This window comes from Salinimicrobium maris (genome assembly GCF_049680855.1).
In the GTDB taxonomy this organism is placed as follows: domain Bacteria; phylum Bacteroidota; class Bacteroidia; order Flavobacteriales; family Flavobacteriaceae; genus Salinimicrobium.
The window spans coordinates 172,380-186,887 of sequence record NZ_JBMPGS010000004.1; the positions used below are offsets into that span (position 1 = coordinate 172,380).

Below are 14,508 nucleotides of genomic sequence, written 5' to 3' on the forward strand. Positions count from 1 at the left end.
CTTGCTATCCAAAAAGTGCATTCTGTACGAACTTTCTGCTACAGTGATTTTATATCGAGTTTCGCAAAATATTTCTTTGCCTCTTTTAATACTCTTGGAGCCATGATCAAAGTGGCTGTCATAGTTGGAATAGCCATAAGAGCAAAGAAACCGTCTATTAAATTAATCATCATACTTAGCGAAGTCGTGGCTCCAATCATAATGCTCAGCACATAAAAATAATTATAATAGTGTTTATTTTCTGCACCAATTAAGAAGGAAAGACATTTCGTACCATAATACGAGTAAGAGAACAGAGAAGAAATGCTAAAAATAGCAATACAAATGAGGAGCAGGTAATTTCCAAATACCGGGATGGAAGCATCAAATGCCGCGGCCGTTAATGTAACTCCGTTAGCATCTGTAGTTTGCCAAACATCGGTAACCAAAATAGCCATTCCGGTGAGAGAGCATACTACCAGCGTATCAATGGCCGGTCCTAACATCGCAACCAAACCTTCTCGCACCGGTTCCTTTGTCTTAGCTGCACCGTGTGCCATAGGCGCCGTACCAATTCCTGCTTCATTCGAAAACGCACCTCTTCTTATTCCCAGGATGATCAATCCGCCTACAATACCACCCAAAAATGGCTCTCCCGTGTAAAATTCTGCGGAAAACGCGTCTGTGAAAATAAGTTTGAAGTAGTATGGAACCATGTCAAAATTCACAATGAGTATGATTAGGACAGAAAGGAAATAAAGCGCTACCATAACAGGTACCATTTTACCTACGGTTTTACTTATTCTTTCAATTCCTCCAAAAATTACAACGGCAGTAATGGCAACAAGCAGGAGGCCTATCACCAGATTTGTTGTAAATCCCACCGGCACACCATTAGGCGCCAGCAAAATATCATTGATAGCCTGTGTTAATTGATTCACGTTGAAAACAGGCAAAGCCCCCACAAGTCCTGCGAAGCTAAAAAATGCCGCCATGGCCCACCATTTTTTTCCAAGACCTTCGGTGATGAAATACATAGGGCCTCCCTGGAGTTTTCCTTCAGAATCTTTGCCACGATACATCACGGCCAGGGTATTGGTGAAAAATTTTGTAGCCATACCTATAATGGCACTCATCCAAAGCCAGAACATAGCTCCGGGGCCACCAATAGCAATAGCTACAGCCACACCGGCAATGTTTCCCATTCCAATGGTAGAGGACAAAGCAGTAGCCAGCGCCCTAAAATGATTTATTTCCCCGGGGTCATTCGGGTCGTCATATTTACCACGGAGTACCTTGATCGAATGACCCAGATATCGAAAAGGAAGAAATCTTGAAAAGATTAAGAGATATAATCCGCCGCCGGTAAGCAGCACTAAAAGCGGGAGTCCCCATACAAATGATGCGAACTCCGCTATGAACTCGTCTATTTTAGCCATGAAACAAATATAGGTGAAGCACCATTTAATTCCCAAAAATCTTTTCATGCAGCCTCTTCAAAAATGTTATTCTTCAGGTTAATTCTAAAAAGCAGTACATTTAAAAATCCAACCAATCCTTAATTATGAAAAAGTACATTTTTGCGCTGTGTTGTTTTTGTTCAGCAGTTAATTTCGCCCAAACCGGTTCATGGAAAAATTATTCTACAGAAGGTGAAGTGCTGGCACGCCATGAGAATGCAATGGCGAAAGTAGGAAACAAAATTGTGCTCATTGGCGGCCGCGGAAATAAACCGCTCAATATTCTAGATCTTGAAACGAATGAGTGGACCAACGGAGCTCAACCTCCTTTTGAAATTCATCATTTACAAGCTGTTTCTTTGGATGGCCTTATCTACGTGCTTGGCGCGTTTACCGGCGGCTGGCCATTTGAAACTCCTTTATCCCACGTTTTTATTTACGATATCTCCAATGATATTTGGATAACAGGACCCGAAATCCCCGAAAACCGAAGACGTGGTGCGGCCGGTGTTGCCGTGTTTGAGGACAAAATCTACCTTGTAAACGGCATTATAAATGGGCATACTTCAGGTTGGGTGAACTGGCTGGACGAATTTGATCCATATACGGGTGAGTGGAAAATTCTTCCGAATGCACCGGTGGCTCGCGATCATTTTCATGCCGCCGTCATAAATAAAAAACTGTATGTTGCAGGTGGAAGACGCTCCGGAAGTGTAGAAGGCAATGGCTTCGCCGGCACAGTAAGTGAAACAAACGTCTACGATTTTAATTCCCAAAAATGGGAAATTCTGCCTAACATCCCAACACCCAGAGCCGGTGCTACAACAGCAGTTTTAAACGATAAACTCATCATTCTTGGTGGTGAAAGTGATCTTCAGGAAAAGGCACACGGGGAAATAGAATTATATGATCCATCTTCTAAAAATTGGAAAAACCTTCCAATTCTGGGTACCGGTAGACATGGAACACAGGCAGTAACAATCCAAAACAACATCCTTATTGGCGCCGGAAGTGAAAATCGTGGCGGCGGACCTGAACTGACATCCTTCGAAATCTATTCTGCTGAAAAAAATCCAGTCTTACAATCAGATTCTCTCCAAGTTGGAGAGATTGTTCCGTCACTTCAGAAATTGAATTTTTTAAAGACCGGAGACACACAATATTTCACTTTAAAAAATAGTAGTAAGAACCTAGCTATTCCCATCACTTACCTGCAAACCAACCGCCCCGAAAATTTTAAAGTAGAAACTCCAGGTCGTCTCCCACTCATTCTAGCCCCGGGCACCTCCATAGATATACAGATTACAGAAAAAGCTGACACCCTCCTGCGGAAAAATGCGGTTCTATTCATAAAACCGGCAGGAGCACAAGCCCCTTTAGAGATCGAATTAATTACTCAATAAAATCTGGCCATCATCTTTACTCTCCAGCTTGAACTGCCTTAGTTTACAAAGAATAGCAGATTCCTAACATACGCATAATCAAATGGTTAATTTTAAATTTTAACAGCATAAAATTGGTGAAAATATAAATATTTATTTTCTTTAAAATAAAAATTGCTCCGTAAGAAGAAGTTAATTCAAAATCCATTTATGATGAGCAATAAGGAAAAAGAGTACAGCGAACGCGAGGAGAATTCAATAGACAAAGTTGATGTAAGAACTAACCAGTTGTTAATCTTTGCATTTTTTATTTTTCTGGTATTACTTGGTTATCTGGTAAGATCTTAAAAATCCCCAGCTTCTCAAAATTAGAGAGCGAAATGCTTTTTTAGGAATTATTTCACCAGAATTAGCAATTTCCTCTTTTTAATAAACCGGAATGATCTCTTCCTGTTTTTTCAGGTAAACTATTGTGCAACCTTAAAGTGTACGCGATGCTGTACGGAGTTTTATACGTAGTCTTTGGTCTCATGTCCTTGATTATTGTGACTGCTGTTATCTGGTACCAGGTTTTTCCATGGAAAAAAGATAAAGATGATTAGTTTGGACTGCATTTTCCAATTAGTCTCATCCACATTTCTTCCCATTTTCTGATTTTCAGAAACTACCTGGAAAATGTCATTTTCTGAGCAGCTTTTTCTAGTATAGAATGCCGACTTCCTACTCCACAAATTGACCCTACTCAATTTGCTTCACAAGAACCGGCACATTTCTTCACTCCTTTTACTTCCTTGAGTAGTACAACCTTCCACGGAAGGAGCTGGTGCTAAATTATTGTAATATTTGATATGCCCTTTACGGTTTTCCACAATTCGGCCAATTATCTGAAAAATTTCATCAAGAACATGCCGCACATCAATTTCAAGAATTCCACCCATTCTACAGGGAAACCCGTTTAATAAAAAATAAGAAAATTAGGAGGGAAGACCTAAAAATATTGGGGAATTCGCGTGCTGCAACTACAACAATTATGCAGGGACTTTTTATCTCAATTATTTTCTTTAGTTATGAAAAATTCGCAGATAAAGATGACTATCAATAAGCTGGCAATAATCTCTCTCATTTTACAGAAAACAAAGATTGCACCATGACGCTTGAATTTTTGGTTGATGAAGCCACCTATTCTGGTTTCACAGATATTTCCACTGCCATAAGCCCCACGCTCCTGGTGACTTCCAAAACAGCCCCACAATTCTCTTTTATGGAAAGAATGATCCTTTGGCACCTTTAACGAACGGCCATTTGCTGAAAGAAAAACTCGACGCGGCGGGTATTATTAACCAGCTTTCAGTTTATATGGGCGGCCATGGCAATTGACAAAGCAGTTCCAAAGGTAACCTGCAATCGCAGGTAAGGAATTTTATTGATACTCATCTTGCCGTGAGCCTTTAGATTTAGAAAATATGAGCTACTACTAATTCAATTTTGGGAGATGAAAATCGTCTAAAGCACTGCTTTCTTTCATGAGTTTTTCAATTTCAGAAGATTTACGCGGTGCTTCCGCAGAAAGATTTACGGGACCACCCGAAGTTATTAGAATATCATCTTCAATCCTGACGGCGATACCATGCCATTTTGGATCACAATTACTTCCTTCAGGTATGTAAATTCCCGGTTCCACCGTGATCACCATATTTTCTTTAAAAGCGCCACCCAAACCTGCATCATGTACATCTAAACCTAAGTAGTGGGATGTACCGTGCGGGAAGTACTGCCGCGCCTCTTTTTCATCTTTCGCGATCCCCAGCTTTATGAGTCCGTCGTAAACCACCTTTCGCGCTGCCGCATCGGGCGCCCGAAACTCATTGCCCACGACCGAAGCCTTGATTCCTGCCTCCTGCGCCTCATAAACAATATCATAAATGGCTTTTTGTTCAGAAGTAAATTTACCGTTGGCGGGAATGGTACGCGTAACATCAGCAGTGTACCCGTGATATTCGGCTCCCAAATCCATAAGCACCAGTTCATTCTCAAGTTTTGTCTTGTTGTTTTCAATATAATGCAACACGCAGCCATTGCTTCCTGCTCCAACAATGCTGGGATATCCCTCATACTCGCTCCCGTACTTTTTGTAAACATATTCGTGAATTCCCTGAACTTCTGTTTCAGACATTCCCGGATGCATGGCTTTCATAATTTCGCGTTGTCCCATAGCCGAAATTCGAACCGCTTTGGTGAGCAATTCCATTTCTTCCGGAGTTTTAATTTGACGCAGACCAGCCATAAATATTCGAAGCTCTTCGGAGTCGAGATTTGCTCGTTTTACCGAAATCGAATTTTCCACAGGCAATTCATTATTTGTTCCTGGATTTTCTGCTTCATTTTCCTCCAGATAATAACCTGTTTTGACTTTAAAAGTTTCTATAAGACTAGCAAGATCTGCAGGGTTCCTCTCATTATCCCGGTAATCATCTTCAAATTCTTTATAAAAAACTTTGTCAAATGAAGTGTAATCAATTTCAGCGGTTTCAAAATCTGAACCGTTAAAGGCATTTTTAAATCCCAGTTTTTCTTTAGCACCTTCTACTCCCAGTCTGTAGCCCGTCCACTGCTCTGCTCTTTCATTTTTTTCCTGAACATATAGAACCTCATTAAAATTGGAACCATTTGCCGATTTTTGCTCTTCAGAAAAAATAAGCAGGACAGCGTGCGGTTCCTTATAACCCGTGAGGTAGTAAAAATCTGGATCCTGATGATAAATATAATCTACATCATTGGCGCGATTGCGAACGGCATTTGCAAAGAAAACAGCTACCGAATTTTCGGGCATTTTTGCTCGTAAAGCTTCTCTTCTTTCTTTATGGAAATCTGCCGGTAAATAATCTGTCGGAAGCCCTTTCTGAGCAAAGGAAAAACCGAAAATAAAAAGCAGACAAATTGTTGTGAAGGTGAATTTCATTATTACATCTTTTTAGAAGTCGTAAAATAAGAATAAAATATCTTATTTCTGAAAAATGTAATTACAGGTTTAAAACCACTCCCCCTTTTGGGTTTTGTTAAACAATTAAAAGGGGCGTTCACTAGGAGTTCGCAAAAGCCGGAAAAGTAGTCAAAAATGCCATTTTTCAGGACCTTTTATTCGGAAAGTAGAGGGTATAAAACCTCCCACACGTTATCGGCCACAATTTCCTGTCCTTTGGCAGTAGGATGAATTCCGTCCTGTTGATTTAATTCTGGGTTGCCCGCCACATCTTCCAATAAAAACGGAATGAGAGCGATGTCATTTTCCCTGGCCAGCTCAGGAAATATTTCTTTAAAATCTGAAGTATAGGCTTTCCCCATATTGGGCGGAATCTGCATTCCTGCAAGAATGATCTTCACACCCGGATTTTCCTCCCGAACCATGTCTATAATTGCCTGTAAATTTTCCCGTGTCTCCTCTACAGGAATTCCGCGAAGGCCATCATTTGCACCCAATTCCAGGACAAACACATCTACATTTTGATTAATTACCCAGTTTATTCTGTTCTTTCCACTTGCCGTTGTTTCCCCGCTTAATCCCGCATTTACAACTTTGTAAGGCAAATCAAGAGAATCGATTTTCTCCTGGATCACGGCAGGGAAAGATTCATCCTGCTCCAGTCCCATTCCCGCAGTAAGGCTGTTTCCAAAGAAAAGGATGATCCCGGCATCTTCTTCCTCAACAGAAGCTGCTTCGACATTTTCTACCGCTTCCGGTTCTTCAGCCTTATTATTATTGGACTCTCCACAGGAAGCCATTAAAAAAGGTATAAAAAATACAGCGTAAAATAGTAAGTTTCTCATAACAGGTGGGATTAACCAAATCATTTCTTTATTTTGTCACTTCAAGAGTACAAAATAAAAACATTTGGCATGCCAAAGATATTAAACGTTCATAACCTGGAGAAAAGCTATTCCAGCGGATCCAAAAAACTTACCGTGCTGCGGGATATCAGTTTTAGTGTGGAAGAACGGGAAACCTTTGCCATTGTGGGACCTTCAGGAAGTGGAAAAACAACGCTACTGGGCCTTTGCGCAGGTCTCGACCAGCCCGATGGCGGTGGAATTGAATTGTGCAATACAGAAATGAGTCATTTATCTGAAGACAAACGTGCTTTACTGCGGAATGAGAAAGTGGGATTTGTCTTTCAAAATTTCCAATTGTTACCCACTCTTACCGCACTTGAAAATGTTGCGGTACCCCTGGAATTAAGGGGTTCAAAAAATGCTTCAAAAACCGGAAAGGAACTTTTGGAAAAAGTAGGCCTTAAAAATCGAATTCACCATTATCCTTCTCAACTTTCAGGAGGTGAGCAACAGCGTGTAGCGCTGGCAAGGGCTTTTTCCAACAGGCCTTCCATTTTATTTGCCGATGAACCCACCGGAAATCTCGATGCAGAAACCGGGGAGAAAGTGGTACAGCTGCTTTTTGACTTGAATAAAGACGCGGGCACAACCCTGGTGATAGTCACCCATGACATCGAACTGGCTCAAAAAACCGACAGGATCTTAAAACTTAAAGGAGGTGAAATCATTTCCAACGAGTTATCGCTATCATGAAGAATCGCCAATCTCCCTCTCAAAAAGCCGGTTTTAACTGGCTTTTCAAAATGGCCTGGCGTGACGGAAAAGCCAGTGCAAGAAAATTAAGTCTGTTCATGGCTTCCATTGTACTGGGAATTGCAGCGGTCGTTTCTATCCAGTCATTTGGTGAAAACCTGAAAGATAATATTGCATTACAGTCCAAATCCTTGATGGGCGCCGATTTCATTATTGACAGTGACAAGCCCGTTAATGAACGTGTAAATACTATCATAGATTCCCTGGGCGGTGCAGATGCCCAGGAAATAAGTTTTGCCTCTATGGCAGCATTTCCCGGTAAAGAGGCCACAAAGCTTATGCGGGTAAGAGGAATTGAAGGAGGATTCCCTTTTTATGGTACTCTGGAAACTTCTCCTGCTTCGGCTGCGCAAAATTATCAGGCGAAAAATGCAGCTCTTGTAGATGCAACTATCATGCTACAGTATGATCTTGCACCGGGCGACAGTGTAAAAATTGGAAATGTCACTTTACCCATAGCAGGTGCTTTGAATTCAATCCCCGGCAGTAATTCACTTTTTAGTTCTGTAGCCCCACCTTTAATTGTTCCTTACGATATTATAAGTGAAACCGGCTTAATCCAGAGAGGAAGCCGCGTTGGTTACGACTATTATTTTGTTGCTCCTGCAGGCACAGACATGGAAAGGCTTGATGAAAGCCTGGATCCTATGCTCGATGCCGAGGATGCTGACTTAGACACCCATACCTCTACCAGTGAAAGGCTCGGCCGCCGATATGAGAACTTCGGAAAATTTATTAACCTGGTGGCATTTATAGCTTTACTTCTTGGTTGTGTGGGCATCGCAAGCGCCATAAATATCTATATTAAAGATAAATTGCGCGCAGTAGCAGTTCTGAAATGTATTGGGGCTACCCGCCGGCAGACTTTCCTAATATACCTCATTCAGGTGGGAATTATGGGTTTCATCGGCGGACTTATTGGTACAGGGCTGGGACTTATTTTGCAACAATTATTTCCCCTTTTTCTGGAAGACCTTCTTCCCCTAGATGTTAAAATTAGTTTTGCACCTCAAATCGTGCTTGTTGGTATCCTGCTTGGAATTTTCATGTCTGTTCTTTTTGCATTATATCCATTAATAGGAACATTATATGTCTCTCCTTTACAGGCGCTTCGCGTGGTCACTTCAGAGCGGAGCAAATCTAGAAAAGCAGGAATTATTGTCATTTTTGGAATCTTTATATTTATTTTCCTTTTCTCCTTCTGGTTATTGGAAGACTGGCGCTATTCCCTCTCTTTTGTCGCAGGAATTCTTGTCACTTTTTCAATCTTGGCCGGAATTGCACATTTATTCATGCAGACCATCAGGAAAAATTTTCCTTCAAAATGGGGATTTACCGCCCGTCAAAGTCTGTTAAATCTTTTCAGGCCACAAAACCAAACGCTCACGCTGGTTCTGGCCATTGGTGTGGGAACTTTTTTAATCAGCACTTTATATTTCAGTAAAGATCTTCTTTTATCACAGGCTTCTCTTGAAACAGGCTCAGAAAGCCCGAATATGATCCTGCTTGACGTACAGACTGAACAAAGGGAAGAAGTTGCACAAGCCATACAACAAAACGATCTTCCGCTGGTAGATGCCATACCTATAGTTACCATGCGGGTGGAAAATTTAAAAGGAAGGCCCGCAAATGAAATTAGGGAGGATTCTACCTCCAGCATAAACGGATGGATTCTTCATCATGAGTTCAGGGTGACCTATCGCGATTCTCTTATTGCTTCGGAAGCGCTGGAGGAAGGAGAATGGGTTGGGGAAGCTACCGGTGCAAAGCCGGTTCCAATTTCGGTGAGCAGAGATTTTGCCGAAGATGCCGAAGTTGGTGTAGGTGATCAAATTACTTTTAATGTACAGGGCGTACTTCTTGAAACCGTTGTGCAAAGCATCAGGGCTGTAGACTGGGCAAGAATGCAGCTTAATTTTTCACTTGTTTTTCCAAAAGGGGTTTTAGAACAGGCGCCTCAGTTTCATGTCTTAACCACAAAAGTTCCCAATGAAACTGCTTCTGCAGCACTTCAACAGGAGCTCGTACAAAAATTTCCTAACGTTTCCATTATTGACCTGCGCCAGGTTCTAAGTGTCATTGAAAATATTTTGAACAAGATCTCCTGGATCATCAACTTTATGGCATTTTTTAGCATTCTCACTGGGATCATTGTTCTTTTGGGCGCGGTAAGAACCAGTAAATATCAGCGCATTAAGGAAAGTGTGCTTTTGAGAACCTTAGGCGCTCGCAGCAAACAAATTCTTAAAATTCAGGCGCTGGAATATATTTACCTGGGCGTGCTCGGCGGACTTTCAGGTATTCTTTTATCCTTAATAAGCAGCCAGTTACTCGCCTGGCTCGTTTTTGAATCTGCTTTTGTTCCTTCGCTCTTCCCATTTCTGGTACTTTTCCCGGGAATTACTTTGCTGGTTCTAATTATAGGTCTTGGAAACAGCAGAAGTGTCATCTCCCGCCCACCTCTGGAAGTACTGCGGAAGGAAGAGCGTTAAAAATGCCATTTTTAAAGCATCTATCATAATACTACTCATCGTTTCATAAAACTTTTCCGAAGCTATTGTTCTTCACATTTGAAGTTCAGGGATTTTGTAACATCTCAAACTCCCGAAGTTTCTGATTGCACATCTCTAATCTTCATGAAATGACTTTTTTAGGAAGTAATATCCTCATAATGAGAAGTTAAAACTTCATTTCATCTTCATTTTCACCATTTTCAATCTGTTAATCAGTTCAAAATTTTTGGCACTTCATCAAAAAATTAGATAAAAAATTAACATTCGCTTTAGTTTTTAAAACTCTCTTTTTCATTAACATAAATTTAGCATTTGTAGTGTATTTCATCGAATAAATACGCTCTTTATCCGTTTTCAGTTGTAATTTTACATCGCCAAAACCTCTAGGCTTGGCAGAAGAAGGAAAGAACTATTAAAAATTTTAAGGTTTATAGTTTATGAAGTGGATTAAGTACTTGCTTTTTTTTGTTTGTACAATCACGTTTGGCCAACAGGTGAAAATTGATGACACCGGGAATGAGCCATCAGATTTTGTTAACGAACTACTGGACAATGCCTGCGTCCAGGTTTCCAATAGCAGTATATCTTCAGAAGAATCTGTGGCTTTATTCAAAGATGAGGGCGGGAATTTTCCTATTTCAGAAGGAGTTATCATTCGAAGTGGAAAAGCTAAATATTCCGAAGGAAGTTATACTGGTGCAAATTTGAGCAGCCAGATAAATTCTAATACCGATGCAGCTCTTGAGCAACTTAACAGCCGTTCTGGCCAGTCACCGCAAATCACAGATGTGGCATTTCTGGAGTTTGATTTTGTTCCGCTTTCCAGCGACTTTAGCTTTAATTTCCTTTTTGCCTCTAACGAATACGGCGAGTGGCAATGTGTATCAAGTGATGTTTTTGCTTTCCTGCTTACCGATCTTACCACCGGACAAACCACAAACCTGGCAGTTGTTCCGGGGACAGATACGCCTGTTTCTGTAAGAAATATTAAAGACAATACATTTAACGCTTCTTGTGAATCTGATTTTCCAGAATTGTTTTCCAGCTATCACGTAGATGACCCTTCGGGCTCAGCGATCAACATGCGAGGTTACACGAAGTTGCTGAATGCTTCCGCAGAAATTAATCCGGGAAAGCCTTATAGAATTCGGCTGGTCATTGGAGATTCGAACGACGGAAAATACGATTCAGCCATTTTCCTGGAGGCCGGGAGTTTTAGCGCAAATGTAGATCTTGGAGAGGATCGTGATTTTTGTTTTGGAGATTCAGATGTGATCAGCACGGGACTCGATACGCAGCTCTATGCCCACGCCTGGACTTTAAACGGAAAAGAAATTTTAGGGGAAACCACCAATTCTCTTACAGTTACAGAGGCCGGAACCTACGGGGTGAAAGTAACGCAGAATTCCACCAGCTGCCTCGCTACAGATGAAGTCGTTTTTAATGATCTTATGCTAAATCAGCCAAAAGACCTCATCGTGTGTGCCGGTGAAAATGTATATGATCTTACAACAAATAATACGCAATCTTTGGGATTAAATCCGTGGGAATACCAAATTACCTACTACGCGTCCTTCACCAACATGAGGATGGATCGCCCCATTAAGGATTTTCGGTTAACCGAATATGAAAGCGCCGGCGACGAGCAGATCTACTTTAAACTCACAAACATTGCGAGCGGCAACACCTGTGCGGCAGAGTACAGTTTCAAACTGCTCGTGAACGAAGCCGTGCAGGCTTTAAAACCCGAACCTGTCGCAGCCTGTTTCGTCCCCAACCGCACTTCGGAAGTTGATCTTACTCAAACCGAAACCGCCATTCTCGGGAACCAGGATCCTGCTGCATATGAAGTCCGGTATTTCAGTTCAGCGGAAGATGCAGCACAAGGAATTCATGCGCTACAAAAGCCGTGGGAATACAGGCTCCAAAAAGGGGAAAAAAGAAAGACTTTATGGGCACGCGTAGACGACCTCAACATGCCCCAATGTTTCGCGACGGTTTCTTTTGATGTGGTATTGAACGATCCGCCACCGGTGGACGAACTGGAGGACGTCGTGGAATGCGTAAAATACATTCTTCCTGAAATCACACACGGAAATTATTTTACCGGCGCCGGCGGAAGTGGAAAAGCCTTATTCGCAGGAGATGTGATCACCGAAACCGGAGTTTACTACATTTTTAATGGGCCCGATGATAATGGCTGTACCAATGATTCAAATTTTAAGGTCACCATCATTGAATCATATGGAATTGCCGAAAAATATTGTGGACAGTTTGCTGTTCCCACTCCGCCCGAAGGTGCTTTTTATACGCAACCCGGCGGCCCCGAAGGCAATGGAACAGAACTATTGCCGGGAACGCTTCTTTTCAATGATCAGCAAATATATTATTACGCAGAGGTGAATGAACAGCTTTGCCGGGATGAGGCTTTCAATATTGTTATTCTTGAACTGCCGCCGGTAGACCAACCGGCCCACGTAGTGACTTGCAACAGCTATGTTTTACCGGCCCTTACGCATGGAGATTATTTTACGCAGCCGAACGGGAAAGGGAAGAAACTGCAGGCAGGAGAAAGAATTTCAGCTTCCACTACCTTGTATGTGTTTAGCAAAAATACTATCTGCACTAACCAACATGAGTTTGATATTACCATCACCCCGGCCTTTACAGATGTAGAAATCTGCGGAAGTTATGAAATTCCACAAGTTGATGTCGGCGGATTCTACACCGCAGCCAATGGCCTCGGAAAAGAAATTCCTCCCGGAACTGTCATTTCTGAAACCCAGGAGATCCATTATTATGTAAAAACCACTACTTCAGAATGTTCTGGAAACAGCTCTTTTGAAGTGAAGATCCTACCTATTCCAGAAGTTAGCAGTCTTGAAGATGTTTTGTTATGCGAAGAGGAAATTTTTGTACTTCCCGAGATTACCAACGGGGAATATTTTACCCAACCCGGCAGGACTGGAGAGAAATTACTTGCAGGTGCGGTGATAGATTCTTCAGCAACTATTTACATCAACAATTTTAAAAACACCTGTTCTATTGAAAGCAGTTTTGAAGTAGAAATTAGGCCTTTTCCAACAGTAGAGAATTTTACAGATATCTACACCTGTTCGACGTATGAACTTCCGCAGCTTAAACACGGAAAATATTTTACGAAGCCTGGCGGCAAGGGAATTCAGCTGCAAGGCGGTGAAATAATTGACAGCACCCGCACCTTATATGTTTATAATTCCTGGGAAGATTTGCAATCCTGTACGGCCGAAAATGCCTTTACGATCTACGTGGAAGGAATTGACGTGGGCGATTTTGAAGATGTAAAAGTTTGTGATGCGTATGTGCTGCCAAAGCTTTCCGGAGGGAATTATTTTACAAAACCCGGCGGGAAAGGCACAAAGTTAAAAGCCGGTGACAAAATCACCGAAACATCCCGTATTTATGTTTATTCCAGCAACGGCACGCGGTTTATTTGTGAGGACGAGAACAGCTTTGAAGTAACAGTTTCAAAAACGCCAGATCTTCCTGTATTTCCAGATGTAGAAAGCTGCGGAAGCTATACACTGCCGGCCCTATCAAATGCTGAATACAATGTGCATTACTATAGGCAGCGTGACGGCAAGAGCAGGATTTCTGCTTCGGAAATGACATTTTCAGAACCTGGAAATTACACGGTTTACGTTTATGCCACCGCCAAAAACAACCAGGAATGTATCAATGAACGGGAAATAAATATTACCGTATATCCACTTTTGGAGCTTGCCATTCCGGAAGCAACTTTATGTAGAAATCCTGAAACCGGAGAAGTGGAATCGAAAGCTCTCTTAAGCTCTGGTCTTGCTCCTAATGAATTTGAGGTGACCTGGTATTTTAATGGAAAGCCGGTGCACACCGGTGCAGATTACGCAGCTTCCGAAGCTGGCGAGTATACGGTAAAAACCACAAAGCTACAGCCCGAAAAAGGAGCTTTGTGTAACTATTCTCCGGCCACTGTAAAGGTATGGGAATCGGCACAGCCTATCATCACAGCAGATGTCACCGCTCCTTTTGAAGAAATTGCAGTTATTAATGTGAAAATTGATAAAGGTTTTGGAGAATATGAATACAGCCTGGATGGCGGAGAATTCCAGTTAGACAACGAATTTTATGATGTAGCATCGGGAGTTCATGAGATTAGGGTACGCGGCCTGACGGGCAATTGCGGCATGACCAGACTGGAAGTGGTGGTATTAAAATTTCCGGAATTTTTTACTCCAAATGAGGATGGTTTTAACGAAACCTGGACCATCCCAGATCTCCTGAACCATCCGGAAGCAAGAATTTCCTTATTTGACCGTTATGGGCAGCTTTTAAAGGTCTTCCCTCCCACCCAAAGCTGGGACGGAACTTTTAATGGCAGAAACATGCCTTCTGACGATTACTGGTTTAGAGTAAGCTTTGAACATGATGGCGTGGCTCACGATTTTAAATCACATTTTACACTAATGCGTTAAAGGAAATCATTCCTCCAAAATGGTCCCAATAATATTGTGC

At 41.9% G+C, this 14,508-nt stretch carries 10 protein-coding genes; 6 read left to right on the forward strand and 4 right to left on the reverse strand.

From position 1 onward, the window contains the following. Nucleotides 1–38: 38 nt before the first annotated feature. Nucleotides 39–1,418 carry an alanine/glycine:cation symporter family protein gene (locus ACOV1Q_RS13095; protein ID WP_424494853.1) on the reverse strand — a complete coding sequence of 460 codons (1,380 nt, stop codon included), beginning with the start codon at nt 1,416–1,418 and terminating at the stop codon, nt 39–41. A gap of 125 nt (nt 1,419–1,543) precedes the next feature. On the opposite strand from ACOV1Q_RS13095, the gene ACOV1Q_RS13100 reads away from it, so the two are divergent. Continuing rightward, nucleotides 1,544–2,842 (forward strand): Kelch repeat-containing protein, encoded by a 1,299-nt coding sequence (locus ACOV1Q_RS13100; RefSeq protein ID WP_424494854.1) that lies wholly within the window; start codon nt 1,544–1,546, stop codon nt 2,840–2,842. Nucleotides 2,843–3,034: 192 nt separating this feature from the next. Further along, on the forward strand, nt 3,035–3,169 hold the full coding sequence (locus ACOV1Q_RS13105; protein ID WP_424494855.1) for a hypothetical protein: 135 nt from the start codon (nt 3,035–3,037) through the stop codon (nt 3,167–3,169). A gap of 404 nt (nt 3,170–3,573) precedes the next feature. Here the strand turns inward: ACOV1Q_RS13105 and ACOV1Q_RS13110 are convergent, their stop codons facing one another. Next, nucleotides 3,574–3,759, reverse strand: a complete 186-nt coding sequence (locus ACOV1Q_RS13110) for a hypothetical protein (RefSeq protein ID WP_424494856.1) — start codon at nt 3,757–3,759, stop codon at nt 3,574–3,576. A gap of 209 nt (nt 3,760–3,968) precedes the next feature. Here ACOV1Q_RS13110 and ACOV1Q_RS13115 point away from each other — a divergent pair, with 209 nt between their 5' ends. After that, nucleotides 3,969–4,112: a hypothetical protein gene (locus ACOV1Q_RS13115; protein ID WP_424494857.1), complete on the forward strand. Its 144-nt coding sequence runs from the start codon at nt 3,969–3,971 to the stop codon at nt 4,110–4,112. 183 nt (nt 4,113–4,295) lie between these two features. Here ACOV1Q_RS13115 and ACOV1Q_RS13120 read toward each other — a convergent pair whose 3' ends face one another. Next, nucleotides 4,296–5,780 carry an aminopeptidase P N-terminal domain-containing protein gene (locus ACOV1Q_RS13120; protein ID WP_424494858.1) on the reverse strand — a complete coding sequence of 495 codons (1,485 nt, stop codon included), beginning with the start codon at nt 5,778–5,780 and terminating at the stop codon, nt 4,296–4,298. A 176-nt stretch (nt 5,781–5,956) separates the two neighbouring features. Continuing rightward, nucleotides 5,957–6,646 carry an arylesterase gene (locus tag ACOV1Q_RS13125; RefSeq protein ID WP_424494859.1) on the reverse strand — a complete coding sequence of 230 codons (690 nt, stop codon included), beginning with the start codon at nt 6,644–6,646 and terminating at the stop codon, nt 5,957–5,959. 69 nt (nt 6,647–6,715) lie between these two features. Between ACOV1Q_RS13125 and ACOV1Q_RS13130 the strand changes: the two genes are divergently transcribed. From ACOV1Q_RS13130 to ACOV1Q_RS13140, 3 genes are all read left to right on the forward strand, one after another. Further along, nucleotides 6,716–7,402: an ABC transporter ATP-binding protein gene (locus ACOV1Q_RS13130; RefSeq protein ID WP_424494860.1), complete on the forward strand. Its 687-nt coding sequence runs from the start codon at nt 6,716–6,718 to the stop codon at nt 7,400–7,402. Continuing rightward, nucleotides 7,399–9,954: an ABC transporter permease gene (locus ACOV1Q_RS13135; RefSeq protein ID WP_424494861.1), complete on the forward strand. Its 2,556-nt coding sequence runs from the start codon at nt 7,399–7,401 to the stop codon at nt 9,952–9,954. Before ACOV1Q_RS13130 ends, ACOV1Q_RS13135 begins: the two co-directional genes overlap by 4 nt. A gap of 458 nt (nt 9,955–10,412) precedes the next feature. Then, nucleotides 10,413–14,468 carry a T9SS type B sorting domain-containing protein gene (locus ACOV1Q_RS13140; protein ID WP_424494862.1) on the forward strand — a complete coding sequence of 1,352 codons (4,056 nt, stop codon included), beginning with the start codon at nt 10,413–10,415 and terminating at the stop codon, nt 14,466–14,468. Nucleotides 14,469–14,508 lie beyond the last annotated feature (40 nt).

Bases quoted from the DNA above. Each gene is read 5' to 3' on its own strand.
- ACOV1Q_RS13095 (WP_424494853.1), bottom strand. From the start codon at position 1,418: ATGGCTAAAATAGACGAGTTCATAGCGGAGTTCGCATCATTTGTATGG.
- ACOV1Q_RS13100 (WP_424494854.1), top strand. From the start codon at position 1,544: ATGAAAAAGTACATTTTTGCGCTGTGTTGTTTTTGTTCAGCAGTTAAT.
- ACOV1Q_RS13105 (WP_424494855.1), top strand. From the start codon at position 3,035: ATGAGCAATAAGGAAAAAGAGTACAGCGAACGCGAGGAGAATTCAATA.
- ACOV1Q_RS13110 (WP_424494856.1), bottom strand. From the start codon at position 3,759: ATGGGTGGAATTCTTGAAATTGATGTGCGGCATGTTCTTGATGAAATT.
- ACOV1Q_RS13115 (WP_424494857.1), top strand. From the start codon at position 3,969: ATGACGCTTGAATTTTTGGTTGATGAAGCCACCTATTCTGGTTTCACA.
- ACOV1Q_RS13120 (WP_424494858.1), bottom strand. From the start codon at position 5,780: ATGAAATTCACCTTCACAACAATTTGTCTGCTTTTTATTTTCGGTTTT.
- ACOV1Q_RS13125 (WP_424494859.1), bottom strand. From the start codon at position 6,646: ATGAGAAACTTACTATTTTACGCTGTATTTTTTATACCTTTTTTAATG.
- ACOV1Q_RS13130 (WP_424494860.1), top strand. From the start codon at position 6,716: ATGCCAAAGATATTAAACGTTCATAACCTGGAGAAAAGCTATTCCAGC.
- ACOV1Q_RS13135 (WP_424494861.1), top strand. From the start codon at position 7,399: ATGAAGAATCGCCAATCTCCCTCTCAAAAAGCCGGTTTTAACTGGCTT.
- ACOV1Q_RS13140 (WP_424494862.1), top strand. From the start codon at position 10,413: ATGAAGTGGATTAAGTACTTGCTTTTTTTTGTTTGTACAATCACGTTT.